The 25,292-nt window shown below is 64.4% G+C and carries 20 protein-coding genes; 10 read left to right on the forward strand and 10 right to left on the reverse strand.

What is annotated here, in order from left to right:
* Positions 1 to 153 precede the first annotated feature (153 nt).
* The 7 genes from TZ03_RS19760 to yccS all read left to right on the forward strand — a co-directional run bounded on the left by TZ03_RS19760 (position 154) and on the right by yccS (position 11,457).
* The gene (locus TZ03_RS19760) at positions 154 to 1,956 is read left to right on the forward strand and encodes an acyl-CoA dehydrogenase (RefSeq protein WP_051099866.1); all 1,803 of its coding nucleotides are present in this window, start codon (positions 154 to 156) and stop codon (positions 1,954 to 1,956) included.
* 31 nt (positions 1,957 to 1,987) lie between these two features.
* Complete coding sequence (locus tag TZ03_RS19765) at positions 1,988 to 3,430, forward strand: TldD/PmbA family protein (protein ID WP_051099867.1); 1,443 nt, start codon at positions 1,988 to 1,990, stop codon at positions 3,428 to 3,430.
* A complete protein-coding gene (locus TZ03_RS19770) occupies positions 3,430 to 4,749 on the forward strand; it encodes a TldD/PmbA family protein (protein WP_051099868.1) in 1,320 nt (439 codons plus the stop codon). The genes TZ03_RS19765 and TZ03_RS19770 overlap by 1 nt, the downstream gene beginning before the upstream one ends.
* 137 nt (positions 4,750 to 4,886) lie before the next feature.
* Positions 4,887 to 6,314, forward strand: a complete 1,428-nt coding sequence (gene mdtD, locus TZ03_RS19775) for a multidrug transporter subunit MdtD (protein WP_051099869.1) — start codon at positions 4,887 to 4,889, stop codon at positions 6,312 to 6,314.
* Between the two features lie 112 nt (positions 6,315 to 6,426).
* Complete coding sequence (gene dbpA, locus TZ03_RS19780) at positions 6,427 to 7,764, forward strand: ATP-dependent RNA helicase DbpA (protein WP_236692858.1); 1,338 nt, start codon at positions 6,427 to 6,429, stop codon at positions 7,762 to 7,764.
* 198 nt (positions 7,765 to 7,962) lie between these two features.
* Positions 7,963 to 9,144 (forward strand): NAD(P)/FAD-dependent oxidoreductase, encoded by a 1,182-nt coding sequence (locus TZ03_RS19785; RefSeq protein WP_051099871.1) that lies wholly within the window; start codon positions 7,963 to 7,965, stop codon positions 9,142 to 9,144.
* A 129-nt stretch (positions 9,145 to 9,273) separates the two neighbouring features.
* On the forward strand, positions 9,274 to 11,457 hold the full coding sequence (yccS, locus tag TZ03_RS19790; RefSeq protein WP_051099937.1) for a YccS family putative transporter: 2,184 nt from the start codon (positions 9,274 to 9,276) through the stop codon (positions 11,455 to 11,457).
* 130 nt (positions 11,458 to 11,587) lie between these two features.
* Here the strand turns inward: yccS and TZ03_RS19795 are convergent, their stop codons facing one another.
* The gene (locus TZ03_RS19795) at positions 11,588 to 12,325 is read right to left on the reverse strand and encodes a substrate-binding periplasmic protein (protein ID WP_051099872.1); all 738 of its coding nucleotides are present in this window, start codon (positions 12,323 to 12,325) and stop codon (positions 11,588 to 11,590) included.
* A 177-nt stretch (positions 12,326 to 12,502) separates the two neighbouring features.
* On the opposite strand from TZ03_RS19795, the gene TZ03_RS19800 reads away from it, so the two are divergent.
* Positions 12,503 to 12,955 carry a GNAT family N-acetyltransferase gene (locus TZ03_RS19800; protein ID WP_051099873.1) on the forward strand — a complete coding sequence of 151 codons (453 nt, stop codon included), beginning with the start codon at positions 12,503 to 12,505 and terminating at the stop codon, positions 12,953 to 12,955.
* A gap of 122 nt (positions 12,956 to 13,077) precedes the next feature.
* Here TZ03_RS19800 and TZ03_RS19805 read toward each other — a convergent pair whose 3' ends face one another.
* From TZ03_RS19805 to tkt, 9 genes are all read right to left on the reverse strand, one after another.
* Positions 13,078 to 13,374 (reverse strand): winged helix-turn-helix domain-containing protein, encoded by a 297-nt coding sequence (locus TZ03_RS19805; RefSeq protein WP_016395304.1) that lies wholly within the window; start codon positions 13,372 to 13,374, stop codon positions 13,078 to 13,080.
* A 12-nt stretch (positions 13,375 to 13,386) separates the two neighbouring features.
* Positions 13,387 to 13,887: a M48 family metallopeptidase gene (locus TZ03_RS19810; protein ID WP_051099874.1), complete on the reverse strand. Its 501-nt coding sequence runs from the start codon at positions 13,885 to 13,887 to the stop codon at positions 13,387 to 13,389.
* Between the two features lie 39 nt (positions 13,888 to 13,926).
* Positions 13,927 to 16,053, reverse strand: coding sequence for a putative bifunctional diguanylate cyclase/phosphodiesterase (locus TZ03_RS19815; RefSeq protein WP_051099875.1), 2,127 nt, complete (start codon positions 16,051 to 16,053; stop codon positions 13,927 to 13,929).
* A 318-nt stretch (positions 16,054 to 16,371) separates the two neighbouring features.
* Positions 16,372 to 17,436, reverse strand: coding sequence for a class II fructose-bisphosphate aldolase (fba, locus tag TZ03_RS19820; protein WP_051099876.1), 1,065 nt, complete (start codon positions 17,434 to 17,436; stop codon positions 16,372 to 16,374).
* Between the two features lie 100 nt (positions 17,437 to 17,536).
* The gene (locus TZ03_RS19825; protein WP_051099877.1) at positions 17,537 to 17,866 is read right to left on the reverse strand and encodes an MliC family protein; all 330 of its coding nucleotides are present in this window, start codon (positions 17,864 to 17,866) and stop codon (positions 17,537 to 17,539) included.
* A 208-nt stretch (positions 17,867 to 18,074) separates the two neighbouring features.
* Entirely contained in the window at positions 18,075 to 18,326 is a 252-nt protein-coding gene (locus TZ03_RS19830; protein ID WP_051099878.1) for a hypothetical protein, read from the reverse strand.
* Entirely contained in the window at positions 18,326 to 19,489 is a 1,164-nt protein-coding gene (locus TZ03_RS19835; protein ID WP_051099879.1) for a phosphoglycerate kinase, read from the reverse strand. Before TZ03_RS19835 ends, TZ03_RS19830 begins: the two co-directional genes overlap by 1 nt.
* A gap of 12 nt (positions 19,490 to 19,501) precedes the next feature.
* Complete coding sequence (gene epd, locus TZ03_RS19840) at positions 19,502 to 20,563, reverse strand: erythrose-4-phosphate dehydrogenase (protein WP_051099880.1); 1,062 nt, start codon at positions 20,561 to 20,563, stop codon at positions 19,502 to 19,504.
* Positions 20,564 to 20,713: 150 nt separating this feature from the next.
* Positions 20,714 to 22,711, reverse strand: a complete 1,998-nt coding sequence (gene tkt / locus TZ03_RS19845; RefSeq protein ID WP_051099881.1) for a transketolase — start codon at positions 22,709 to 22,711, stop codon at positions 20,714 to 20,716.
* Positions 22,712 to 23,055: 344 nt separating this feature from the next.
* Here tkt and TZ03_RS19850 point away from each other — a divergent pair, with 344 nt between their 5' ends.
* Together TZ03_RS19850 and metK are read left to right on the forward strand one after the other, a co-directional pair.
* Positions 23,056 to 24,048 (forward strand): ArsR/SmtB family transcription factor, encoded by a 993-nt coding sequence (locus TZ03_RS19850; protein WP_051099882.1) that lies wholly within the window; start codon positions 23,056 to 23,058, stop codon positions 24,046 to 24,048.
* Between the two features lie 18 nt (positions 24,049 to 24,066).
* Complete coding sequence (gene metK / locus TZ03_RS19855) at positions 24,067 to 25,257, forward strand: methionine adenosyltransferase (RefSeq protein WP_051099883.1); 1,191 nt, start codon at positions 24,067 to 24,069, stop codon at positions 25,255 to 25,257.
* Positions 25,258 to 25,292: the final 35 nt, after the last annotated feature.

Consider the following 25,292-nt stretch of genomic DNA (forward strand, 5'->3'; position numbering starts at 1 on the left):
CCGCAATGCTATCCAAGCGAAGGAGAGACGTCAAAGGGATCGGCGCTCAAAGATGTTTCCAATCTGTTCCGCAACATCAACTGAATCAATCATGGTATCCACCCTCAACGGGCAAAACCTACACTCGCAGCATCCCGCCTCAGGACCGCCCCCATGCCCGAGACCCTGCTCAGCCCCCGCAACCTCGCCTTCGAGCTCTACGAAGTGCTCGACGCCAAAGCCCTCACCCAGCGCCCACGCTTCGCCGAGCACAGCCGCGAAACCTTCGATGCGGCGCTGACCACCGCGCGCACCATCGCTGAAAAGTTCTTCACCCCGCACAACCGCAAGGCCGACGAAAACGAGCCACGCTACGTCGACGGCCGCGCCGAGCTGATCCCCGAGGTAAAACCCGCCGTCGATGCCTTCCTCGAAGCCGGTTTCCTCAACGCCAACCGCGACTTCGAAGTCGGCGGCATGCAGTTGCCCAGCCTGGTCTCGCAAGCCTGCTTCGCCCACTTCCAGGCTGCCAACGCCGGCACCACGGCCTACCCGTTCCTGACCATGGGCGCAGCCAATTTGATCGAAAGCTTCGGCAGCGACGAACAAAAGCGCCTGTTCCTGCAGCCGATGATCGAAGGCCGCTACTTCGGCACCATGGCCCTGACCGAACCGCACGCTGGCTCGTCGCTGGCCGATATCCGCACCCGCGCCGAACCCGCCGGTGATGGCAGCTACCGGCTCAAGGGCAACAAGATCTTCATCTCCGGCGGCGACCACGAGCTGTCGGAAAACATCGTGCACATGGTGCTGGCCAAGCTGCCGGACGCCCCGCCCGGGGTAAAAGGCATTTCGCTGTTCATCGTGCCCAAGTACCACGTCAACCCGGACGGCAGCCGTGGCCCGCGTAACGACGTGCTGCTGGCCGGGCTGTTCCACAAGATGGGCTGGCGCGGCACCACTTCCACGGCGCTGAATTTCGGTGACAACGGCCAGTGCGTCGGCTACCTGGTCGGCCAGCCGCACCAGGGCCTGGCCTGCATGTTCCAGATGATGAACGAAGCGCGTATCGGCGTCGGCATGGGCGCGGTGATGCTGGGTTATGCCGGCTACCTGTATTCGCTGGAATACGCCCGCCAACGCCCGCAGGGTCGGCTACCGGACAATAAGGACCCGCACAGCCCGGCAGTGCCGATCATCGAACACACCGATGTGAAACGCATGCTGCTGGCCCAGAAAGCCTACGTCGAAGGCGCCTTCGACCTTGGCCTGTATGCCGCGCGCCTGTTCGACGACACGCAGACCGCCAGCGATGAAAGCGCCCGCAAACAGGCGCAGGAACTGCTCGACCTGCTGACCCCGATCGTAAAGTCCTGGCCCTCGGCGTTCTGCCTCAAGGCCAACGAACTGGCGATCCAGATTCTCGGTGGCCATGGCTACACCCGCGAGTACCCCGTCGAGCAGTACTACCGCGACAACCGCCTGAACCCGATTCACGAGGGCACCGAAGGCATCCAGTCGCTCGACCTGCTCGGCCGCAAGCTGGCGCAGAACAACGGCGCCGGCCTCAAGCAACTGATCCGCCTGATCGCAGGCGCCGGCGAGCGTGCCAGCCATCACCCGAATCTGGACCCTCTGCGCCAGCCGCTGGAGCAACTGGTCAACCGCCTGCAAGGTGTCACCCTGGCCCTGCTCGGCGACCTGGCCCAGGGCAAAGTCGCTGGCGCCCTGGCCAACTCGGCCCTGTACCTCAAGGCCTTCGGCCACTGCGTGATCGGCTGGCGCTGGCTGGAACAGGCGATTCACGCCGAGCTTGGCCTGCTCAAGGGCAGCCCCGCCGACCGCGATTTTTATCTCGGCAAGCTACAAGCCGCGCGTTATTTCCTGACCTGGGAAGTACCGGGCTGCCATAATGAGCTGGCATTGCTCGAGGCACGCGACGATACCTGCCGGGCGATGCAAGACGGGTGGTTCTAGGGGGAGCCACCGTGCAAACGGAGGCTTGTGCATGTTCGATTCCAGCGCCCTGCTGCGCCAGCGCTTTGCCGCGCTGCGCAGTACGGCCGAGTTGTTTTCCCTGCGCCATGTGAAACAGTCGCACCAGGCGCTGTCGGTTCGCCGCAATGTCGCCGAGCCGCCCTTCTTCAGCCAGGACGAAGGCGCCATGCTCACCGTGCGGGTCAATGGCGTGGAGGCCTACGCGGCCACCGCCGACCTGTCCCAGGCCGGCTTGCAGCGGGCACTGGAGCAGGCCGAAGCACTGGCCCGACAGATCGCCCGGCACAGCTTGCTCGACCTGCGCGACCAGCCGGTGACCAATGCTCGCCATGACCACATCTCGCCCAACTTCCACCAGCCAGTACCCAGCCTGGCCGACTGCCTTGGCCTGCTCGCCACCGAATCGGCCAGCGTACCCAAGGACAGCCGCCTGGTGGACTGGCAGGCCAGCCTGGGCCTGAGCCTGGTCGAGCAGACCTACCTCAACTCTGCCGGCGCCGAACTGCGCCATGCCCAGCGCTTCCTGTTCCCGGGCCTGGGCGTGACCGCCAGCGATGGCCAGGACAGCCAGAGCCGCAGCCTGGGCCGCGACAACTTCGGCCAACAGGGCGGCTTCGAGATCATCGAGCGCTGTGGCCTGGTCGGCGCTGCCCGCCGGGTAGCCGACGAGGCGCTGCAACTGCTGCTGGCACCGAACACCCCCAGCGGCCCGCGCGACTTGCTGTTGATGCCCGACCAGATGATGCTGCAGATCCACGAGTCCATCGGCCACCCGCTGGAAATGGACCGCATCCTTGGCGACGAGCGCAACTACGCTGGCACCAGCTTCGTCAAGGCCAGTGACTTCGGCCACCTGCAATACGGCTCCAGCCTGCTCAACGTGACCTTCGACCCAACCATCGGCGAAGAGCTGGCCAGCTACAGCTTCGATGATGACGGCACCGCCGCCAGCAAGCAGTTCCTGATCCGCAACGGCCTGCTGCTACGCCCGTTGGGCGGTGCGCTGTCGCAGTTCCGCTCCGGCCTGGCCGGCGTGGCCAACAGCCGCGCCAGCAGTTGGAGCCGCGCACCGATCGACCGCATGGCCAACCTCAACATCGAACCCGGCGAGCAGTCCCTCGATCAACTGCTCCAGGGCATCGAACACGGCATCCTGATGCGCACCAACCGCTCCTGGTCCATCGACGACGCGCGCAACAAGTTCCAGTTCGGCTGCGAATGGGGCCAACTGATCGAGAACGGCGAGCTCAAGGGCATCGTCAAGAACCCCAACTACCGCGGCATCTCCGCGCAATTCTGGCGCAACCTGGCGGCGGTCGGTGACCGCAGCACCTTCCAGGTACTGGGCACACCCAACTGCGGCAAAGGCGAACCCAACCAGGTGGTGCGGGTCGGCCACGCCTCGCCGGCCTGCGTGTTCCGCCAGATCGACGTATTCGGAGGAGACGCCTGATGAAGCACGCTTTCGAAACCTTGGTCGGGGATGTGCGCACCGCCCTGCAAGCGGGCGAGCAGTTCACCCTCGGCTACAGCGCCGAACAATCGCAATTCGTGCGTTTCAACCACGCCAAGGTGCGCCAGGCCGGTGAAGTCAGCCAGGCCAGCGCGCAACTGCGGCTGATGCGCGACGGTCGCCAGGCCGAACAGCAAGTGACCTTGAGTGGCGATGCACAACTGGATCGCCAACGCCTGACCGATGCCCTGGAGCAACTGCGCCAGACTTTGCCGTTGCTGGCAGTCGACCCTTACCTGCGCCTGGATGAAAGCGCCTGGCATAGCCACAGCCAGCAAGAACAAGCGCTGCCCGAGCTGAGCGAGGTACTGGCCTTGCTCGACGGTGAAGCCGGTGATCTGGACCTGGTCGGCATTTACGCCGCCGGGCCGATCTGCCGGGGTTTCGCCAGCTCGTTCGGCGCCTTCGGCTGGCACCAGGCCAACAGCTTCAACTTCGACTGGAGCCTGTTCCACGAAAACGGCCAGGCGGTGAAGGCCAACTACGCCGGCCAGGTGTGGAACGCCGACGACTTCACCGCGCGCCTGCGCCAAGCGCGGGAGCAGTTGGGCTTCCTCGGGCGCCCGGCAGTCACCCTCAAGCCCGGCAGCTACCGTGCCTACCTGGCCCCGGCAGCGATGGACGAAATCGCCGGCATGCTGTGCTGGGGCGGTTTTTCCGCCCAGGCCCTGGCCACCGGCAACAGCGCCTTGCAGCGCCTGTACAACGGCGATGCACGGCTGAGCCCGCTGGTGAGTTTCACCGAGCAGGTCAGCGGCTCGCTGAGCCCGGCGTTTTCCGATGAAGGCTCGCCGCGCCTGGATGTGCCGCTGATCCAGCAAGGCGAGGCGCTGCAGCGCCTGATCAGCGCGCGCAGTGCAGCCGAATTCGAGCTGCTGGCCAATGGCGCCGACAGCTACGAGTCGCCCTGTGCGCTCAGCCTGGCACCGGGCAACCTGGCCAATGAGCAGATCCTCGAGCGGCTGGGCACCGGGCTGTACATCAGCAACCTGTGGTACCTGAACTACTCGGACTTGCCGGCAGCACGCATGACCGGGCTGACCCGCTTCGCCACCTTCTGGGTGGAGAACGGGCAGATCCAGGGGCCAGTGAGCACCATGCGCTTCGATGACAGCCTGTACAGCCTGCTCGGCAGCCAGCTGGAGGACCTGACCCTGGCGCGCGAGATGATCCTGTCGACCAGCACCTATGGACAACGCAGTACCGGGTCGAGTCATTTGCCGGGGGCGCTGGTCAAAGGCCTGACCCTGACATTGTGATAGGCCATTCCGGCCTCATCGCCGGCAAGCCAGCTCCCACAGGGATCGCGCCCAGCCCGAGGCCTGTAGTGATCCTGTGGGAGCTGGCTTGCCGGCGATGAGGCCAGTACAGGCAATGCCGAACATTGAGGTTCCTCATGCCCGAACGCACCCCGCTGGACCCCGTCACCGCCCGCTGGATCCCCTGGGTGGTGGCCATCGCCTTCTTCATGCAGTCCCTGGACGGCACCATCCTCAACACCGCGCTGCCGGCCATGGCCCGCTCGCTGGCCGAAGACCCGCTGCGCATGCAAGGCGTGATCATCGCCTACATGCTCACCGTGGCCCTGCTGATCCCCGCGTCGGGCTGGATCGCCGACCGCTTCGGCACCAAGCGCATCTTCTTCAGCGCCATCCTGCTGTTCAGCTTCGGCTCGCTGCTGTGCGCCGCGGCCAACAGCCTCGGTTTCCTGATCTTCGCCCGCGTAGTGCAGGGCCTGGGCGGGGCACTGATGCTGCCGGTCGGGCGGCTGGTGGTGCTGCGCGCCTACCCACGCAGCGAGCTGGTGCGGATCATGAGCTTCATCACCATCCCCGGCCTGCTCGGGCCATTGCTGGGTCCTACCGTTGGCGGCTGGCTGGTGGAAATCCTCAGCTGGCACTGGATCTTCCTGCTCAACCTGCCGGTCGGCTTGCTCGGCTGCTTTGCCGTGTGGAAGTTCATCCCCGACCTGCGCGGCGCCGAGCGCACCACCTTCGACGGCCCCGGCTTCCTGCTGTTTGGCGCGGCGATGGTACTGATCACCATCGCCATGGAAGGCTTGGGTGAATTGCACCTGCCGCACTTGCGGGTGATGTTGCTGCTGTTCGCCGGCATGGCCTGCCTGGCGGCCTACTGGCTGCGCGCCGGGCGCGACCCGGAGCCGCTGTTCTCGCCCAGCCTGTTCCGGGTACGCACCTTTGCCATCGGTATCCTCGGCAACCTGTTCGCCCGCCTGGGCAGTGGTGCCCTGCCGTTCCTGGTACCGTTGCTGCTGCAAGTGGCGCTGGGTTACTCACCGGCCCAGGCCGGCATGAGCATGATCCCGCTGGCGGCGGCGGCCATGCTCGCCAAGTCCATCGCCAGGCCGCTGATCGAACGCTTCGGCTACCGCATCATCCTCACCGGCAACACCTTGCTGCTGGGCGTGTTGCTGGCCAGCCTCGGCCTGGTCGACGAGCAAACGCCCTATGCCGTGCTGCTGATCCAGCTAGGGCTGCTGGGCGCGGTCAACTCCATGCAGTTCACGGCGATGAACACGGTAACCCTGATCGACCTCGACGACGCCAGCGCCAGCAGCGGCAACAGCCTGCTGTCGGTGGTCGCGCAGTTGGCGCTGAGCCTGGGCGTGGCCTGTGCCGGCGCGCTGCTCGGCGGCTTTACCGCCGCCGGCAGCGCCGAGGGCGTGGAAACCACCCTGGGTGCGTTCCAGCTGACCTTCGTCACCATTGGCGTCATGGCCATGCTGGCGGCGGCGATCTTCCTGCAACTGGCGCCGACGGACGGAAGGCGTGCCCGTCGTCCGGAACAACACATGGAGTCGTAGGGCGAATGGCCATGAGGCTGGTAGACTGTGCGGCATTTTTCGCTTCGCACCGCAGGCCCGCCTCGTGACCACCGAACCCACCGCCTTTGCCACCTTGCCGCTGTCCACCGCCATGCTGGCCAACCTGGACGCCCTCGGCTATGCCTCGATGACACCGATCCAGGCCCAGAGCCTGCCGGTCATCCTCAAGGGCCAGGACCTGATCGCCCAGGCCAAGACCGGCAGCGGCAAGACCGCCGCCTTCGGCATCGGCCTGCTCAACCCGATCAACCCACGCTACTTCGGCTGCCAGGCGCTGGTGCTGTGCCCCACCCGCGAACTCGCCGACCAGGTAGCCAAGGAGTTGCGTCGCCTGGCCCGCGCCGAGGACAACATCAAGATCCTGACCCTGTGCGGCGGTGTTTCGCTGGGCCCGCAGATCGCTTCGCTGGAGCACGGCGCGCACATCATCGTCGGCACCCCAGGGCGCATCCAGCAGCACCTGGACAAAGGCACCCTGGTGCTCGATGGCCTGAACACCCTGGTGCTCGACGAAGCCGACCGCATGCTCGACATGGGCTTCTTCGATGCCATCGCCAGCATCATCGGCAAGACCCCGTCGCGCCGCCAGACCCTGCTGTTCTCGGCCACCTACCCGGCCGGCATCGAGCGACTGGCCGCTGACTTCATGCGCAACCCGCAGCAGGTCAAGGTCGAGAGCCTGCATGCCGACAACCAGATCGAGCAGCGCTTCATCGAGATCGACCCGCAGCAGCGCCTGGAGGCCGTCACCCGCGTGCTCGGCCACTACCGCCCGCAATCCTGCGTGGCGTTCTGCTTCACCAAGCAGCAGTGCGAAGATGTGGTCGCCCATCTGACCGCCAAGGGTATCGTCGCCCAGGCCCTGCACGGCGACCTGGAACAGCGCGACCGTGATCAGGTGCTGACCATGTTCGCCAACCGCAGCAGCTCGGTGCTGGTAGCTACCGACGTGGCCGCGCGCGGCCTGGATATCGATGGACTGGACATGGTCATCAACGTCGAGCTGGCGCGTGATGCGGAAATCCACGTGCACCGCGTGGGCCGTACTGGCCGTGCCGGCGAGAAGGGTATTGCGGTCAGCCTGGTGGCACCGGCCGAAGGCCACCGCGCCCAGGCTATCGAAGAACTGCAGAAGAGGCCGCTGCGCTGGGACCAGCTGGACAGCCTGAAGCACAAGGGTGGCGAACCGCTGCTGCCAGTGATGAGCACGCTGTGCATCGCGGCCGGGCGCAAGGACAAGCTGCGTCCGGGCGATATTCTTGGGGCGCTGACCGGTGATGCCGGCATCCCGGGCAAGCAGGTGGGCAAGATTGCGATCTTCGACTTCCAGGCCTTTGTTGCCGTGGAGCGGGCGCTGGCCAAGCAGGCGATGCAGCGCTTGAACAGCGGCAAGATCAAGGGCCGGTCCCTGAAAGTCCGCATCGTCTGACATTTTTTGGGGCTGCCTTGCAGCCCATCGCAGGCAAGCCAGCTCCCACAGGGTCACCACAAGCCTCAAGCTTGTGCAGTATCTGTGAGCCAGCCAGCACAGGATCACCACAGGCCCCAGGCCGGGTGCAATCCCTGTGGGAGCTGGCTTGCCTGCGATGGGCCGCACAGCGGCCCCGGCTATCCATGAGGTAACACCGTGCACTCCACCGACGTGATCATCCTCGGCGCCGGCGCCGCCGGCCTGATGTGCGCCCAGCTCAGCGCCCGCCGTGGCCGCCGGGTGCTGCTGCTCGACCACGCCAACAAGCCAGGCAAGAAGATCCTCATGTCCGGCGGCGGGCGCTGCAACTTCACCAACATGTACACCGAGCCAAGCAACTTCCTCTCGCACAACGCACACTTCTGCAAGTCGGCGCTGGCCCGCTACACCCAATGGGACTTCATCGAGCTGGTGTGCAAGCACGGTGTGGCTTACCACGAGAAGAAACTCGGCCAGCTGTTCTGCGACAACAAGGCCAGCGACATCCTCGACATGCTCCTGGCCGAATGCGACGAGGCCGGCGCCGAAATCCGCATGCACACCAGCATCGAGCAGATCGAAAAGACCCCAACCGGCTACCTGCTGCAGACCAGCGGCGGCCAGTTCGCCTGCCAGTCGCTGGTGATCGCCACCGGTGGCCTGTCGATCCCGACCCTGGGTGCCACCGGCTTCGGCTACCAGGTGGCGCGCCAGTTTGGCCACAGCCTGCTGCCAACCCGCGCCGGGCTGGTGCCGTTCACCATTACCGAGCCGCAACTCAAGGCACTCTGCACCGAACTGTCCGGCACCTCGCTGGACTGCACCGCCAGCTGCAACGGCACCAGCTTCCGCGAGAACCTGCTGTTCACCCACCGCGGCCTGAGCGGCCCGGCGATCCTGCAGATTTCCTCGTTCTGGGAGGCCGGTGACACGGTCGAGATCAACCTGCTGCCCGACCGCGATGCGTTGACCTGGCTGCAACAAATGCAGGCCGAACGCGCCAATGCCGAACTGAAGACCGTGCTGGGAGAGGTGTTCACCCGCAAGCTGGCCAACCTGCTGGCCGAGCAGTGGTTCGAGTCCAGGCCGATGAAGCAGTACACCCCGGCGGAACTGGCGCAGATCGCCGAGAAGCTGGCGAACTGGCAGGTGGTGCCGGCCGGCACCGAGGGTTATCGCACTGCCGAAGTGACCCTGGGTGGCGTGGACACCCGCGAAGTGTCGTCCAAGACCATGGAATCGCTGAAAAGCCCCGGGCTCTACTTCATCGGGGAAGTCCTGGATGTCACCGGCCACCTGGGTGGTTTCAACTTCCAGTGGGCCTGGGCATCAGCCAACGCCGCGGCGCAGTTCGTGTAGAGTAGAATCCATTCAGCAGCACGGAACGCTTCTTGCTGGCCCGTGCTCAGCGCCGGGATTTGGGCCGCTTTGCGGCCCCAGTACCTGGCCCTGAAAGGTATTCCTCTGATCACTGCCCAGCAGGCCATCATGTCATCGAGCTCGTTCCGTCAGTCACTGCGTCGCCTGTGGGGCCAAGACAAGTTCAGCTACAGCATCCGGGTCACCATCGCCCTCACCGGCAGCCTGGCCCTGTGCTGGTACCAGAACGAGATGGCCCTGCTGATCCCGCTGTTCCTTGGCATCATCGCCAGCGCCCTGGCCGAGACCGACGACAGCTGGCAAGGCCGCCTCAGCGCCCTGGCCGTTACCCTGGTGTGTTTCGCCATCGCTGCGCTGGCCGTCGAGCTGCTGTTCCCCTACCCCTGGATCTTCGTCATCGCCCTGGCCTTGGCTGCCTTCGGCCTGACCATGCTCGGCGCCCTGGGCGAACGCTATGGCGCCATCGCCTCGGCGACACTGATCACATCGGTATACACCATGATCGGGGTGGACCAGCGCGGAGGCCAAGTGACGGATTTCTGGCACGAGCCGATGCTGCTGGTCGCAGGTGCAGCCTGGTACGGGCTGTTGTCGGTGCTGTGGCAGGCGCTGTTTTCCAACCAGCCGGTGCAGCAAAGCCTGGCCAAGCTGTTCTTCGAACTGGGCAGCTACCTCAAGCTCAAGGCCAGCCTGTTCGAGCCCATCCGCACCCTCGACGTCGAGGCCCGGCGCCTGGAGTTGGCCCAGCAGAATGGTAAGGTGGTAGCGGCGCTCAATGCCGCCAAGGAAATCATCCTGCACCGGGTGGGCAACAGCCAGCCGAACTCCAAGGTCAGCCGCTACCTCAAGCTTTACTTCCTGGCCCAGGACATCCACGAGCGGGTCAGTGCCTCGCACTACCCCTACAACGCCCTGACCGAGGCGTTTTTCCACAGTGACGTGATGTTCCGCTGCCAGCGCCTGCTGCGCAAACAGGGCTCGTCCTGCCAGGAGTTGGCCCGCTCGATCCGCCTGCGCCAGCCGTTCGTGCTGGCCAGCGGTTATCCCGAGGCCCTGGAAGACCTCAACGCTTCGCTGGAGCACCTGCGCATACAGAGCAATCCGGCCTGGCGCGGCCTGCTGCGCTCGCTGCGGGCACTGGCCGCCAACCTGGCCACGCTGGACCGCCTGCTCAGTGCCGCCAGCAACCCGGACAGCCTGGCCGATGCCAGCGACAGCAGCCTGCTCGACCGCTCGCCCCGCTCGCTGAAGGACGTATGGACCCGCCTGCGTACCCAGCTCACGCCCACTTCACTATTGTTCCGCCACGCCTTGCGCCTGCCGCTGGCGTTGTCGATCGGCTATGGCATGGTGCACCTGATCCACCCGACCCAGGGCTACTGGATCATCCTCACCACACTGTTCGTGTGCCAGCCCAACTACGGTGCAACCCGGCGCAAGCTGGTGCAACGGGTTTTCGGTACGGCCATCGGCCTGACCGTAGGCTGGGCCTTGTTCGACCTGTTCCCCAACCCGCTCATCCAGTCGCTGTTCGCCGTGGTCGCCGGGGTGGTGTTCTTCGTCAACCGCACCACTCGCTACACCCTGGCGACGGCCGCGATCACCCTGATGGTGCTGTTCTGCTTCAATCAGATCGGCGATGGCTACGGCCTGTTCCTGCCGCGCCTGTTCGATACCCTGGTGGGCAGCCTGATCGCCATCCTCGCGGTGTTCCTGTTCCTCCCCGACTGGCAGGGGCGGCGGCTGAACAAGGCACTGGCCAATACCCTGGCCTGTGCCAGCGTGTACCTGCGGCAGATCATGCAGCAGTATGCTCACGGCAAACGCGACGACCTGGCCTACCGCCTGGCCCGGCGCAACGCCCACAACGCCGACGCGGCGCTGTCCACCACCTTGGCCAACATGTTGATGGAACCTGGGCATTTCCGTAAGGAAGCCGACGTTGGCTTCCGCTTCCTGGTGCTGTCGCACACCTTGCTCAGCTACCTCTCAGGGCTGGGCGCGCACCGCGACACGGCCTTGCCGGCGGAGGTGCAGGAACAGTTGATCGAGGGTGCAGGGCAAAGCCTGGCCAACAGCCTGGACGAAATTGCCAACGGCCTGGCGGCACGGCTGCCGGTGGCGATTCACAGTGATGCCGAAGAGGCGCTGGCCAATGCCCTGGAACAGATGCCGGAAGAGCTGGATGAGCATCTTCGATTGGTGCAGACGCAGTTGGCGTTGATCTGCCGGCAGTTGGGGCCATTGCGGACCTTGGCCGCGCACCTGATCAAGGAAGGCACCCCGGCCTGATTACCGTGCAGCCTGTACCGGCCTCTTCGCGGGCAAGCCCGCTCCTACAGGTGCGGCGCGGGTTCCAGGGCATGCACATTCGTTGTAGGAGCGGGCTTGCCCGCGAAAGGGCCGGCCCAGGCAGTAGAAATCAAAAGCCATGCTGGCGCAGCAGCCGCGCATAGCTGCCATCCGCCTTCATCGCCGCAATCGCCCGCTCGAAGCGTTCGACGATCCTCTTATGCTCCGGGTGCTTCAGGCTGACCAGGATATGCAGGGTGTTCTCCGCCAACGGCGGGTCCACCAGCAGCACCCCATCACGCACCGCCTGCGGCTCGCGCTGCAGGTTGTAACGGGCCACGTACTCGTCTTCCACCGCCAGCTTCACCCGCCCTGCCGCCAGCATGCGTACCGCTGAGGAAAAGTTGCGCACCGGCACCTTGTGCAAGCGGGTGTCGTCGTCGAATGCGGGTGAATAGGCGTAATCACGCACCACGGCGATGCTGTAGGGGTACAAGTCCGACTGGCGCTTGTAGCGGAACGCCTCGCCCTTGCGCTGCAGCAGGCGAATGCGGTTGCTCAGGTAGGCGTTGGAAAACTGCCCGATGCGGGCGCGCGAATCGTTGTACCAGGCATTGATCAGCACGTCATAGCGCCCTTCACTCACCCCCAGCAGCGCCCGCGCCCAGGGCACCTCTTCGACCCCGCTGGTGTAGCCGGCCCGGGCCAGCGCCGTGGTGACGATGCTGGTCGCCAAGCCACCACCCGGCATACTGGCATCGGTGAACGGTGGCCAGTTGTCCGCCACCAAACGCAGCCTGTCATGACCCAGGGCGGGTGCTGCCAGCATCATTGCCAGTAAACCCAATACACAAAGCAGTGGCCGCATGCTCAAGTCCTTTCGCAATGGAGGGCTCACACTGTGAAGGCGGTCTTCTTTGCAACTGGCAATGAGATTACACAAAGCCATTGTTCAGGGCAGCGGCCAATAGTGTCATTTAGCCTCTATTTTGGCCGAAGCCTGGATGACATGCGATGATCGACGCCCCATTCAAGGAGTTCGCCAATGTCCATCGACTGGCTCTGCAAGCACCACACCGACCTCAGCAAGGACCAGCTCTACGCCATTCTGCAATTGCGCACTGAAGTGTTCGTGGTAGAGCAGCGCTGCGCCTATCAGGACGTGGATGGCCAGGACCTGACGGGCGATACCCTGCATCTGATGGGCTGGCAGGATGACAAGCTGGTCGCCTACCTGCGCCTGCTCGACCCACAGTCCCAGGGCGGTGATGTGGTCATCGGGCGGGTGGTGACCTCACCCGAGGCGCGTGGGCTGAAGCTGGGGCACACGTTGCTGCTCAAAGGGCTGGAGGCTGCGGAGCATTGCTGGCCAGGGGTGCCGGTTTACCTGTCGGCGCAGGCGCATTTGCAAAGGTTTTACGCCCGCCATGGCTTCGAGGTGGTGGGTGAGGAATATCTTGAAGATGACACTCCGCATATCGGGATGCGTAAAGGCTGAGAGTGCCTGGGGCATTGTGGGAGCGGGCGCGCCCGCGAACACGGGCGAAGCCCGTGCCATCCACCTCATTGCCTGCTTCGCGGGCACGCCCGCTCCCACAGGGCTCGCGCAGGCTATTCGATTCAGGGATACCCCAGCACTTCGCGGATCTGCCGCAGGTGCTGGATGATCCACTGCTTGTCGATCGCCCCCCAGTCATGAATGCGGTAATGCCCAGCGTGGTTGCGCGCACCCTCCTGCTGTTCGAACTCGCAGACGATATCCAGGTCGGCCAGGGCCGCGATGGTGTCCTGGGCGGTGCGCCGCGGCATGCCGGTGGCCTCCATCAGGGCGGGCACGCTGGTCGCGGTCTGGCTGTCGATCAGCCAGGCCACGTACAGGCGGCGGTAGAAGCTGCTTTTGGTCTTGCTCACTTCCATGCTGCATGGTCCTTAACAGTTGCCCGGCAGCTCCCGATAGGTCAGGTAGACGCGCAGGTCGAATTCCAGTTGGTGGTAGTCCGGCTCCATGTGCTGACAGAGCTGGTAGAACGCCTTGTTGTGATCGCGCTCGCGCAGGTGCGCCAGCTCGTGCACCACGATCATGCGCAAGAACTGCGGTGCAGCTTCCTTGAACAAAGAGGCGATGCGGATTTCCTTCTTCGCCTTGAGCTTGCCGCCTTGCACCCGCGACACAGCGGTGTTCAGCCCCAGGGCCCGATGGGTCAGGTCGAGGCGGTTGTCGAACAGCACCTTGTCCAGGTTCGGTGCGCTACGCAGGTATTGCTGGCGCAGATCCTGGGCATAGCCGTACAACGCCTTGTCGCTTTGCACATCATGTCGGTCGGGGTAGCGGCGCTGCAGGTACTCGCCCAGGCGGTCGCTGTCGATCATCTGCCGCACCTGCTCCTGCAGGTGCGGGGGGTAGGCTTGCAAGTAACGTAATACGGTCATGGCGCTGCATTCGGCGTAACGAATGCCGATTCTAGCCAATCATGGCCTTGGCCAGGAGAAAATCGCCGGGAAGCTGCTGGCATCCGCCGCGGTCATCGGGTGAGCGACCAGAAAACCCTGCACGTACGCGCAACCATTGGCCTTGAGCCAGGCTGCCTGGGCCGGGGTTTCCACGCCCTCGGCGATCACCGTGATGCGGTAGTCGGCGCACAGCCCAATCACGCTGCGCACCAGCGCGGCATCCACCGCCGAGTCGGGCAGGCGCGCCACCAGGTGGCGGTCGAGCTTGAGGGTATCGATCGGCAGGTCGCGCAACATGCGCAACGAGCAGTCGCCCGCGCCAAAGTCATCCAGGGCCACACGCACACCCAGTTCGCGCAAGCGGTGTATTTGTTTGACGGCCGCATCGATGTTGTCCACCAGCGAGGTTTCCGCGACCTCCACCTCCAGTTGCGCCGGGTCCAGCTGGTAAAGCTGGATGACCCGCTGCAGTTCGTCGACCAGGCTGGGCATGGCGAACTGGGCGCGACTGAGGCTGATACCCAGCACCAGGTCCGCAGTAAAGCGTGCACACCAAGCCTGGCGCTGGGCCGCGCCCTGGCGATAGATCCAGCTGGCCAGGCGGTTGATCAAGCGTGCTTCTTCGAGCAAGGGGATGAACAGCCCCGGCGGCACATCGCCGACGCTGGGGTGCTGCCAGCGCAGCAAGGCCTCGAAACCACGCAGGTGGCCGTCGTCGAAGCCCACCTGTGGCTGGTACACCAGGGTGAAATCCTGCTGCTCGATAGCCGCCCGTACGCTGTCTTCGAGCATCAGTCGCGAACGCGCCCGGCCGTTGAGCTCCTGGTCGTAGAAGCGGTACTGCTGGCGCCCGGCCTGCTTGGCCGCATACATCGCCGCATCGGCCGCGCGCAGCAGGCCTTCCACATTGGCCCCGCAGTCCGGGTAGGTGGCAATGCCGATGCTGACCCCCAGGCACATATCGAGCCCTTCCACCTGGTGGCTGATCGCAACACGCTCAAGCAGTTTCTCGGCATGGCGCCCGGCCTGCTCGGGATAAGGCAAGCTGTCGAACAGCGCGATGAATTCATCACCGCCCATCCGCGCCAGCAAGGCCTCGCCGCCCAGGCAATCCTTGAGCTGCTCGGCCACCCAGCGCAGCACACGGTCACCGGTTTCGTGGCCCAGCGAGTCGTTGATGCGCTTGAAGCCGTCCAGGTCCATGTACATCAGCGCCTGCGCCTTGTCCGAGCGCTCGTTGCGCAGCAATGCACCTTCGGCAGCCTGATAGAAACCACGACGATTGAGCAGGCCGGTGAGCGGGTCGGTCACGGCCTGGTATTCAAGCTGCTGGTGCAGGTTGCGCACCACCGACATGTCCAGCACGGTCACCACCATGGCCTGCTGCTCGAGCGGCAGCGGCGCACAGGACAACGCCACCGGCACCAGCTCGCCGCCGAAGGTACGCAGTTGGGCATCATGCACGCGGAAGATCCGCCGCCCCAGATAGGCCTGGTAGAAGTCCGATTCGTGCCACAAGCGGGTACTGTCCAGTTGCACCAGGTCGAGCAGGTGGGCGCCCTGCAACTGCTGCACCGGCGCCGACAGCAAGCGGGAAATGGCCGGGTTGGCAAAACTGATGATGCCTTGGGCATCCACCACCAGGATACCCTCGGCGGCGTTCTCCAGGATCGACGCATTGAACGCCCTGGCCGTTTCCAGCTCGCGCGTCAGGCGCTGCAGCATGCGCCGATTGCGCTGCTGGTCGAGCAGGGCCTGGACCTTGGGCTTGAGGATTTGCGGGTCGAACGGCTTGAACATGTAGTCCACGGCGCCACTGGCGTAGCCTTTGAGCACGGCCGCTGCGGACTGTTCGTTGGCGGTGAGGAAAATGATCGGGGTCAGCCGGGTGCGCTGGCTGCCACGTATCAGCCGGGCGACTTCGAAGCCATCCATTTCCGGCATCTGTACATCCAGCAAGACCAGGTCGACATCGTGTTCGAGCAACGCGCTCAAGGCTTCCCTCCCCGAGCTTGCCGTCAACACTTGCCAATCCGGGCGGGCCAACAACGCCCGCATGCTGATGAGGTTCTCGGGGTAATCGTCTACCACCAGCAGAACCGACTTGCCATCCAGTGCCTGAGGTTGAGGGGGAGCGCCATCCATGCTGCTTCTCTGTTATGTGACCGACTTCAAGATACGGTTGGATCCATTAGTACTCTAGACCTGAGCGGATAACGCGCAATGAAATCAGAACGCTATCAGTGCTTCAACTGTACGTTAGCCGACTAACGGTCGGGCATGGAGAAATTATGTGCAGGTCTCTTCGCGGGTAAACCCCACAGGTACTGCGCAATCTGGAGACTTTGTAAATTGCCTGTGGGAGCGGGCATGCCCGCGAAGAGGCCTGCACAGATGCAAGTGGCTAACACCCATACATAAAAAAACCCGCATTTCTGCGGGTTTTCTGTTGTTGCCAGTGGATCAGTTGACCTTGGCGGCCAGCTCACCTTTCAGGTAGCGCTGGTACATGCCTTCCAGGGAGATCGGCTTGATCTTCGAGGCATTGCCGGCAGTGCCGAAGGCTTCGTAACGGGCGATGCACACATCACGCATGGCCTTGACCGTTTCGCCGAAGAACTTGCGCGGGTCGAACTCGCTCGGCTTCTCCGCCATCAGGCGGCGCATGGCACCAGTGGAGGCCAGACGCAGGTCGGTGTCGATGTTGACCTTGCGCACGCCGTGCTTGATACCTTCGACGATCTCTTCGACCGGTACGCCGTAGGTCTCTTTGATGTCGCCGCCGTACTGGTTGATGATCGCCAGCCACTCTTGCGGTACCGAAGACGAACCGTGCATCACCAGGTGGGTGTTGGGGATGCGCTTGTGGATTTCCTTGATGCGGTCGATGGCCAGCACGTCGCCGGTAGGCGGCTTGGTGAACTTGTAGGCACCGTGGCTGGTACCGATGGCGATCGCCAGGGCGTCGACCTGGGTCTTCTTGACGAAGTCGGCGGCTTCTTCCGGGTCAGTCAGCATCTGGCTGTGGTCCAGCACGCCTTCGGCGCCGATGCCGTCTTCTTCACCGGCCATACCGGTTTCCAGCGAACCCAGGCAGCCCAGTTCGCCTTCTACCGAAACGCCGCAGGCGTGCGCCATGGCAACGGTCTGCTGGGTAACGCGGACGTTGTACTCGTAGTCGGTCGGGGTCTTGCCGTCTTCACCCAGCGAGCCGTCCATCATCACCGAGCTGAAGCCCAGCTGGATCGAGCGCTGGCAGACGTCAGGGCTGGTGCCGTGGTCCTGGTGCATGCACACCGGGATGTGCGGGAACTCTTCGATGGCAGCCAGGATCAGGTGGCGCAGGAACGGCGCGCCAGCGTACTTGCGGGCACCGGCCGAAGCCTGGACGATCACCGGGGAGTCGGTCTTGTCGGCCGCTTCCATGATGGCGCGCATCTGCTCGAGGTTGTTGACGTTGAAAGCTGGTACGCCGTAACCGAACTCGGCGGCGTGGTCCAGCATCTGGCGCATGCTAATGAGTGCCATTGTGTATCTCTCTCCCGACAAGCGTCGTTTGTTTCGTGCAAGCCTGCCGCAGGGGCGGTTGCTGTTCAAGTAGTGTGGGCCACCCTCGCGGCCCGGCCAGTCACGGTGCCTTGCAGCCCCGCCCAATCAGATCGTTGGTCGCCACCCAGTACACCAGGCCTTCTTCGCCCTTGGTATGGAAGGCCAGCATGCCATCGCTGTACAGCACGCCGGACGCACCCGGCTCGGCCTTGAGCCGGTAGACCTGGTCACCGCCGCCAAGGCGCACGTCGACCTGGTCGCGTTGCGCATCGGCGAAGCGCCACAGCACCTCGGCCTGCGTGTCGCAGACCCAACGGGTCCAGTTGTCTGCCGGGGCGGGTTGCGCCGGCTGCAGCAGTGAGCATCCTGCCAATGTCGCCAGGGCCGTCACGGCCAAAAGCGCTTTCATTCAGTTTCCTCGATTTGGGGCTGCTTTGCAGCCCATCGCCGCGGTTCGTCGCCACGACAAGCCGGCTCCCACAGGGACCGCATACATCTCAAAGCTTGCGCTGTACCTGTGGGAGCTGGCTTGTCGTGGCGACGAACCGCGGCGATGGGCCGCACAGCGGCCCCTTTTTCAAGACCACAAATCAACCTTCAGGTTGCCTATTACCCGATCAAGGGCAACCCGGCGCCTTGCGCTGGTGGTCTTCGTCGTACTTTTCCAGGCCCTCCGGGCCCACGCGCTTGCTGATGACCGGCACGGTCTCGGCCTGCCACTCCGACTGATAGCAACCGCCCTTGGGCGGCTGCCCCGGCTCGGCATCCGAGGCCGGGCTGCCGGCGCAAGCGCTCAGCAGGCCAGCCATGATCATCACAGGCAATTGCTTGACCATCAGGCCACTCCCTTTGCCAAGCGCCGACGTCATCAGGCCTTGGCCCGCTCTTCCAGGATTGCCACGGCTGGCAGGACCTTGCCCTCGACGAACTCGAGGAAAGCGCCGCCACCGGTAGAAATGTAGGAGATATCCTTGCTGACGCCATACTTGTCGATGGCCGCCAGGGTGTCACCACCACCGGCAATGGAGAATGCAGCGCTGTCGGCGATGGCCTTGGCCAGCACCTTGGTGCCGTTGCCGAACTGGTCGAACTCGAACACGCCAACCGGACCGTTCCACAGGATGGTCTGCGACGACTTCAGCAGCTCGGCGAAGTTGGCTGCGGTTTGCGGGCCGATGTCCAGGATCATGTCGTCAGCGGCGACGTCGGCGATGGCCTTGACGGTAGCTTCGGCGCTCTCGGCGAATTCCTTGGCAACCACCACGTCGACGGGCAGTGGCACGCTGACCTTGGCGGCGATGGCCTTGGCGGTGTCGACCAGGTCAGGCTCGTACAGCGACTTGCCCACCGGGTGACCGGCGGCGGCCAGGAAGGTGTTGGCAATGCCGCCACCGACGATCAGTTGGTCGCAGACTGCGCTCAGGCTGTTCAGCACGTCCAGCTTGGTGGAAACCTTGGAGCCGGCAACGATGGCGGCCATCGGCTTGGCCGGGGCCTTCAGGGCCTTGCCCAGGGCATCCAGCTCGGCGGCCAGCAGCGGGCCGGCAGCGGCGACCTTGGCGAACTTGGCGACACCATGGGTCGAACCTTCGGCGCGGTGGGCGGTACCGAAAGCGTCCATGACGAACACGTCGCACAGGGCAGCATACTTCTGCGCCAGCTCGTCGGCGTTCTTTTTCTCGCCCTTGTTGAAGCGCACGTTCTCGAACAGCACCAGCTCACCGGCCTTGACCTCGACACCGTCCAGGTAGTCGGCGACCAGCGGCACATCGCGGCCCAGGGCCTTGCTCAGGTAGTCGGCGACCGGCTTGAGGCTGTTCTCGGCAGAGAATTCGCCTTCGGTCGGGCGGCCCAGGTGCGAGCAGACCATTAGCGCCGCGCCCTTCTCCAGGGCCAGCTTGATGGTCGGCAGCGCTGCCAGGATACGCGCGTCGCTGGCTACCACACCGTCCTTCACAGGTACGTTGAGGTCTTCGCGGATCAGTACGCGCTTACCTTGCAGGTCGAGGTCGGTCATCTTCAACACGGTCATGAATGCAGTCCTTCAGGGCTGTTTGTTGCGGGTTGGGTGAACGACGTGCAGATAGTGTTCGGCAACGTCGAGCATACGGTTGGCAAACCCCCATTCGTTGTCGAACCAGGCCAGCAGGTTCACCAGGCGGGGGCCGGAAACACGGGTCTGGCTGGCATCGACGATCGCCGAATGCGGGTCATGGTTGAAATCACAGCTGGCATGCGGCAGCTCGGTGTAGGCCAGCAAGCCTTTCAGCGGGCCTTCCAGCGCCGCCTCGCGCAGCACCTGGTTGACTTCGGCCGCACTGGTGTCGCGGGCGGTCTGCAGGGTGATATCCAGGCACGAGACGTTGACGGTCGGTACGCGTACCGCTTTGGCCTGGATTCGCCCGGCAAGTTCCGGCAACAGGCGTTCGATGCCACGCGCCAGACCAGTGGACACCGGGATCACCGACTGGAAGGCCGAGCGCGTGCGGCGCAGGTCTTCGTGGTGGTAGGCGTCGATCACCGGCTGGTCGTTCATCGCCGAGTGGATGGTGGTGATCTGCACGTACTCGATGCCGAACGCCTGGTCCAGCACACGCAGCAGCGGCACGCCGCAGTTGGTAGTGCACGAGGCGTTGGACACCAGGCGCTCGCTGCCAGTCAGGCAGGCCTGGTTGACGCCATAGACCACCGTGGCATCGACGTCGGCCTCGCTGGCCATCGGCTGCGAGAACAGCACCCGCGGCGCACCGGCGTCGAGGAAGCGCTGGCCATCGGCACGGGTGTGGTAGGCGCCGGAGCACTCCAGCACCAGGTCGATGTCCAGGGCAGCCCAGTCGATGCCTTCGGGGGTGGCACTGCGCATCACCTTCACGCAGTCGCCATTGATATGCAGACAGTCGCCGTCGACCTTCACCTCGCCAGGGAAACGCCCGTGGGTGGAGTCGAAACGTGTCAGGTATTCCAGGCTGGCCTGGTCGGCCAGGTCGTTCAACGCGACGATCTCGAAACCGGCCTTTGCCCCCCGCTCGAACAGCGCGCGCAGGACACAGCGGCCGATACGGCCATAACCGTTGAGTGCAACTTTGTAGGGACGCAGGTGGGGCATTCGTTGGCTCGCTAACGCATGATGGCTGTTGGGGCCGCGTTGCGGCCCATCGCGACGCAAGGCCGCTCCCACAACGACCGCATGCGCAGTACCTTGTGGGAGCGGCCTTGTGTCGCGAAACGAGGGCGAAGCCCTCGCCTTACGCCTATATCAATCTTCCAGCAGCTCTTCGGCAGTACCCAGGATGTTCTCCAGGGTGAAGCCGAACTCTTCGAACAGCGCGGCGGCCGGGGCCGACTCACCATAGGTGGTCATGCCGATGATACGACCTTCCAGGCCGACGTACTTGTACCAGAAGTCGGCATGAGCGGCCTCGATGGCGATGCGCGCACCCACTTCCAGCGGCAGCACGGACTGCTTGTAGGCAGCGTCCTGGGCGTCGAACACGCTGGTGCACGGCATCGACACCACACGCACCTTGCGGCCTTGCTCGGTCAGCTTGGCGTGCGCCTGAACCGCCAGGCCCACTTCCGAACCGGTGGCGATCAGGATCAGCTCAGGCTCGCCGGCGCAGTCCTTGAGCACGTAGCCACCGCGGCTGATGTCGGCGATCTGCTGGGCGTCGCGCTCCTGGTGCTGCAGGTTCTGGCGCGAGAAGATCAGCGCCGAAGGGCCGTCCTTGCGCTCCAGGGCGTTTTTCCAGGACACGGCGGATTCCACCGCGTCGGCCGGGCGCCAAGTGTCCAGGTTCGGCGTGCTGCGCAGGCTGGTCAGCTGCTCGATCGGCTGGTGAGTCGGGCCGTCTTCGCCCAGGCCGATGGAGTCGTGGGTGTAGACGTGGATCACACGCTGCTTCATCAGCGCCGACATGCGCACGGCGTTGCGGGCGTATTCCATGAACATCAGGAAGGTCGCGCCGTAAGGTACCAGGCCACCGTGCAGGGCAACGCCGTTCATGATGGCGGTCATGCCGAACTCGCGCACGCCGTAGAACACATAGTTGCCGCTGGCGTCATTGGCCTCGACACCCTTGCAGCCCTTCCACAGGGTCAGGTTGGAGCCGGCCAGGTCAGCCGAACCGCCGAGGAACTCGGGCAGCAGCGGGCCGAAGGCATTCAGGGCGTTCTGGCTGGCCTTGCGGCTGGCGATGGTTTCGCCCTTGGCGGCCACTTCGTTGATATAGGCCTGGGCTTTTTCGCTGAAGTCGGCCGGCAGCTCGCCGCTGTCACGGCGCTTGAACTCGGCAGCCAGCTCTGGGTAGGCCTTGGCGTAGGCATCGAAGCGCTGGTTCCAGTCGGCTTCGGCCTTGGCACCGGCGGCCTTGGCATCCCACTCGGCGTAGATTTCGGCCGGGACTTCGAACGGGCCGTGGTTCCAGTTCAGTTCCTTGCGGGCCAGGGCGATTTCGTCGTTGCCCAGCGGTGCGCCGTGGCAGTCTTCCTTGCCCTGCTTGTTCGGCGAGCCGAAACCGATGATGGTCTTGCAGCAGATCAGGGTCGGGCGGTCGCTCTTGCGCGCCGTCTCGATGGCCATCTTGATTTCTTCGGCATCGTGGCCGTCGACGTTGCGGATAACCTGCCAGTTGTAGGCTTCGAAGCGCGCTGGGGTATTGTCGGTGAACCAGCCGTGCACTTCGCCATCGATGGAAATGCCGTTGTCGTCGTAGAAGGCGATCAGCTTGTTCAGGCCCAGAGTGCCGGCCAGCGAGGCGACTTCGTGGGAGATACCTTCCATCATGCAGCCGTCGCCGAGGAACACATAGGTGTTGTGGTCGACGATGTTGTGGCCGTCACGGTTGAACTGGGCGGCCAGGACTTTTTCCGCCAGGGCGAAGCCCACGGCGTTGGCCAGGCCCTGGCCGAGCGGGCCGGTGGTGGTTTCCACGCCTGGGGTGTAGCCGTATTCCGGGTGGCCCGGGGTGCGGCTGTGCAGCTGACGGAAGGCCTTGAGGTCGTCGATCGACAGGTCGTAGCCGGTCAGGTGCAGCAGCGAGTAGATCAGCATCGAACCGTGGCCGTTGGACAGCACGAAACGGTCACGGTCGGCAAAATTCGGGTTGCTCGGGTTGTGCTTGAGGTAGTCACGCCACAGTACCTCGGCGATATCCGCCATGCCCATTGGGGCACCTGGGTGGCCGCTGTTGGCCTTTTGCACGGCATCCATGCTGAGGGCGCGAATGGCGTTGGCACGTTCACGACGGCTGGGCATCGCTGGTCTCCTGGGGGGCTTGAATAGGTGGTGTCACGAAAAAGGCGGCCATTTTCGCCCACTGGGGGGGGTTGGGGCAATGACGGATGGTGGCAGTCGGGGGATTTTCCTCTGATTGGCACTCATTTCGGGTAAAAATCCGGAGAACGGTGCTGGCTTCTTCGCGGGCACGCCCGCTCCCACAGGTACTGCATCGTCCTTGAGAGCGGTGTGCTACCTGTGGGAGCGGGCATGCCCGCGAAGAGGCCCTCGAAGGCTCCCTCATGCTCCACCCATCAGCCAATATCAAAACTTTTTGATATTGGCCTTGCTAGGGCAACGATGCCTGTCTAGACTGCCGCCCCATGAACCTCCGTGCGCAATCGATTCCCGAGCAACGCGAAGCATTGGCTGCCCTGTGCAAAGCCAGTGGCGACGAGTTGCGCCTGAACGTGTTGCGCGCCCTGGCCAACGACTCGTTCGGCGTGCTCGAACTGGCGCAGATCTTCGATATCGGCCAGTCGGGCATGAGCCACCACCTGAAGGTCCTGGCCCAGGCCGAGCTGGTGGCGACCCGCCGCGAAGGCAACGCCATCTTCTATCGTCGCGCCCTGCCCGACAGCCTGCGCCTGGGTGGCCGGCTGCACGCAGCGCTGCTCGAAGAGGTCGATGACCTGGCCCTACCGCCTGACGTGCAGGCGCGGATCGCCCAGGTACAGCAGCGCCGCGCAGTCACCAGCCAGGACTTCTTCCTGCGCGTGGAAGAGAAGTTCCGCGCTCAGCAAGACCTGATCGCCGGCCTGCCACAGTACCGCGAAAGCCTGCTGGCGCTGCTCGACAAACTGCATTTCGACCCGGCCGCCAGTGCCCTGGAGGTCGGCCCCGGTGACGGCGGCTTCCTGCCAGACCTGGCCCGGCGCTTCGCCCAGGTAACCGCCCTGGACAACAGCCCGACCATGCTCGAGCTGGCCCGCCAGGTGTGCCAGCGCGAAGGGCTCGACAACGTGAACCTGCAGTTGGCCGATGCACTGGGTGCAACGGATGTGGCCGCCGACTGCGTTGTGCTGAACATGGTATTGCACCATTTCAGCGACCCGGCCCTGGCCTTGCGCCAGCTGGCCAAACGGGTGAAGGCAGGCGGTAGCCTGCTGGTCACCGAACTGTGCAGCCATGACCAGGGGTGGGCGCGGGAAGCCTGCGGCGACCTCTGGCTTGGCTTCGAACAGGACGACCTGGCCCGCTGGGCCAACGCTGCCGGGCTGGTCCATGGGGACAGCCTGTACGTGGGCTTGCGTAACGGTTTCCAGATACAGGTCCGCCATTTCCAGCGGACGGCTGACGACATACACCATCGGTAAATTTCAGGAACCTTCGAGATGAGCGAATACTCCCTTTTCACCTCCGAGTCCGTGTCCGAAGGGCATCCGGACAAGATCGCCGACCAGATTTCGGACGCCGTCCTTGATGCGATCATCGCCCAGGACAAGTACGCCCGCGTAGCGTGCGAAACGCTGGTCAAGACCGGTGTCGCCATCATCGCCGGCGAAGTCACCACGTCGGCCTGGGTCGACCTGGAAGAGCTGGTGCGCAAGGTCATCATCGACATCGGCTACAACAGCTCCGACGTCGGCTTCGACGGCGCCACTTGCGCCGTGATGAACATCATCGGCAAGCAGTCGGTAGACATCGCCCAGGGCGTCGACCGCTCCCGCCCGGAAGACCAGGGCGCCGGTGACCAGGGCCTGATGTTCGGCTACGCCAGCAACGAAACCGACGTGCTGATGCCGGCACCGATCTGCTTCTCGCACCGCCTGGTCGAGCGCCAGGCCGAAGCGCGCAAGTCCAAGCTGCTGCCATGGCTGCGCCCGGATGCCAAGTCGCAGGTCACCTGCCGTTACGAAAACGGCAAGGTGGTCGGCATCGACGCCGTGGTGCTGTCCACCCAGCACAACCCTGAGGTTTCGCAGAAAGACCTGCAAGAAGCCGTGATGGAGCTGATCGTCAAGCACACCCTGCCTGCCGAACTGCTGCACAAGGGCACCCAGTACCACATCAACCCGACCGGCAACTTCATCATCGGTGGCCCGGTGGGTGACTGCGGCCTGACCGGCCGCAAGATCATCGTCGACTCCTACGGCGGCATGGCCCGCCACGGTGGTGGCGCGTTCTCTGGCAAGGACCCGTCCAAGGTCGACCGTTCCGCCGCCTATGCCGGTCGCTACGTGGCCAAGAACATCGTCGCCGCCGGCCTGGCCGAGCGTTGCGAGATCCAGGTGTCGTACGCCATCGGCGTGGCCCAGCCGACCTCCATCTCGATCAACACCTTCGGTACCGGCAAGGTCTCCGACGACAAGATCATCCAGCTGGTGCGCGAGTGCTTCGACCTGCGTCCATACGCCATCACCACCATGCTCGACCTGCTGCACCCGATGTACCAGGAAACCGCTGCCTACGGTCACTTCGGCCGCACCCCGCAGCAGAAGACCGTCGGCGACGACACCTTCACTACCTTCACCTGGGAGCGCACCGACCGCGCCCAGTTGCTGCGTGACGCTGCCGGCCTGTAAGTTTTCCTGCAGCGCTGGTCGAAAGCCCCTGCCGA

It is taken from the genome of Pseudomonas sp. 10-1B, from assembly GCF_000935045.1.
Taxonomy (GTDB): domain Bacteria; phylum Pseudomonadota; class Gammaproteobacteria; order Pseudomonadales; family Pseudomonadaceae; genus Aquipseudomonas.

Bases quoted from the DNA above. Each gene is read 5' to 3' on its own strand.
- TZ03_RS19760 (WP_051099866.1), top strand. From the start codon at position 154: ATGCCCGAGACCCTGCTCAGCCCCCGCAACCTCGCCTTCGAGCTCTAC.
- TZ03_RS19765 (WP_051099867.1), top strand. From the start codon at position 1,988: ATGTTCGATTCCAGCGCCCTGCTGCGCCAGCGCTTTGCCGCGCTGCGC.
- TZ03_RS19770 (WP_051099868.1), top strand. From the start codon at position 3,430: ATGAAGCACGCTTTCGAAACCTTGGTCGGGGATGTGCGCACCGCCCTG.
- mdtD (WP_051099869.1), top strand. From the start codon at position 4,887: ATGCCCGAACGCACCCCGCTGGACCCCGTCACCGCCCGCTGGATCCCC.
- dbpA (WP_236692858.1), top strand. From the start codon at position 6,427: ATGCTGGCCAACCTGGACGCCCTCGGCTATGCCTCGATGACACCGATC.
- yccS (WP_051099937.1), top strand. From the start codon at position 9,274: ATGTCATCGAGCTCGTTCCGTCAGTCACTGCGTCGCCTGTGGGGCCAA.
- TZ03_RS19795 (WP_051099872.1), bottom strand. From the start codon at position 12,325: ATGCGGCCACTGCTTTGTGTATTGGGTTTACTGGCAATGATGCTGGCA.
- TZ03_RS19800 (WP_051099873.1), top strand. From the start codon at position 12,503: ATGTCCATCGACTGGCTCTGCAAGCACCACACCGACCTCAGCAAGGAC.
- TZ03_RS19805 (WP_016395304.1), bottom strand. From the start codon at position 13,374: ATGGAAGTGAGCAAGACCAAAAGCAGCTTCTACCGCCGCCTGTACGTG.
- TZ03_RS19810 (WP_051099874.1), bottom strand. From the start codon at position 13,887: ATGACCGTATTACGTTACTTGCAAGCCTACCCCCCGCACCTGCAGGAG.
- TZ03_RS19815 (WP_051099875.1), bottom strand. From the start codon at position 16,053: ATGGATGGCGCTCCCCCTCAACCTCAGGCACTGGATGGCAAGTCGGTT.
- fba (WP_051099876.1), bottom strand. From the start codon at position 17,436: ATGGCACTCATTAGCATGCGCCAGATGCTGGACCACGCCGCCGAGTTC.
- TZ03_RS19825 (WP_051099877.1), bottom strand. From the start codon at position 17,866: ATGAAAGCGCTTTTGGCCGTGACGGCCCTGGCGACATTGGCAGGATGC.
- TZ03_RS19830 (WP_051099878.1), bottom strand. From the start codon at position 18,326: ATGACGTCGGCGCTTGGCAAAGGGAGTGGCCTGATGGTCAAGCAATTG.
- TZ03_RS19835 (WP_051099879.1), bottom strand. From the start codon at position 19,489: ATGACCGTGTTGAAGATGACCGACCTCGACCTGCAAGGTAAGCGCGTA.
- epd (WP_051099880.1), bottom strand. From the start codon at position 20,563: ATGCCCCACCTGCGTCCCTACAAAGTTGCACTCAACGGTTATGGCCGT.
- tkt (WP_051099881.1), bottom strand. From the start codon at position 22,711: ATGCCCAGCCGTCGTGAACGTGCCAACGCCATTCGCGCCCTCAGCATG.
- TZ03_RS19850 (WP_051099882.1), top strand. From the start codon at position 23,056: ATGAACCTCCGTGCGCAATCGATTCCCGAGCAACGCGAAGCATTGGCT.
- metK (WP_051099883.1), top strand. From the start codon at position 24,067: ATGAGCGAATACTCCCTTTTCACCTCCGAGTCCGTGTCCGAAGGGCAT.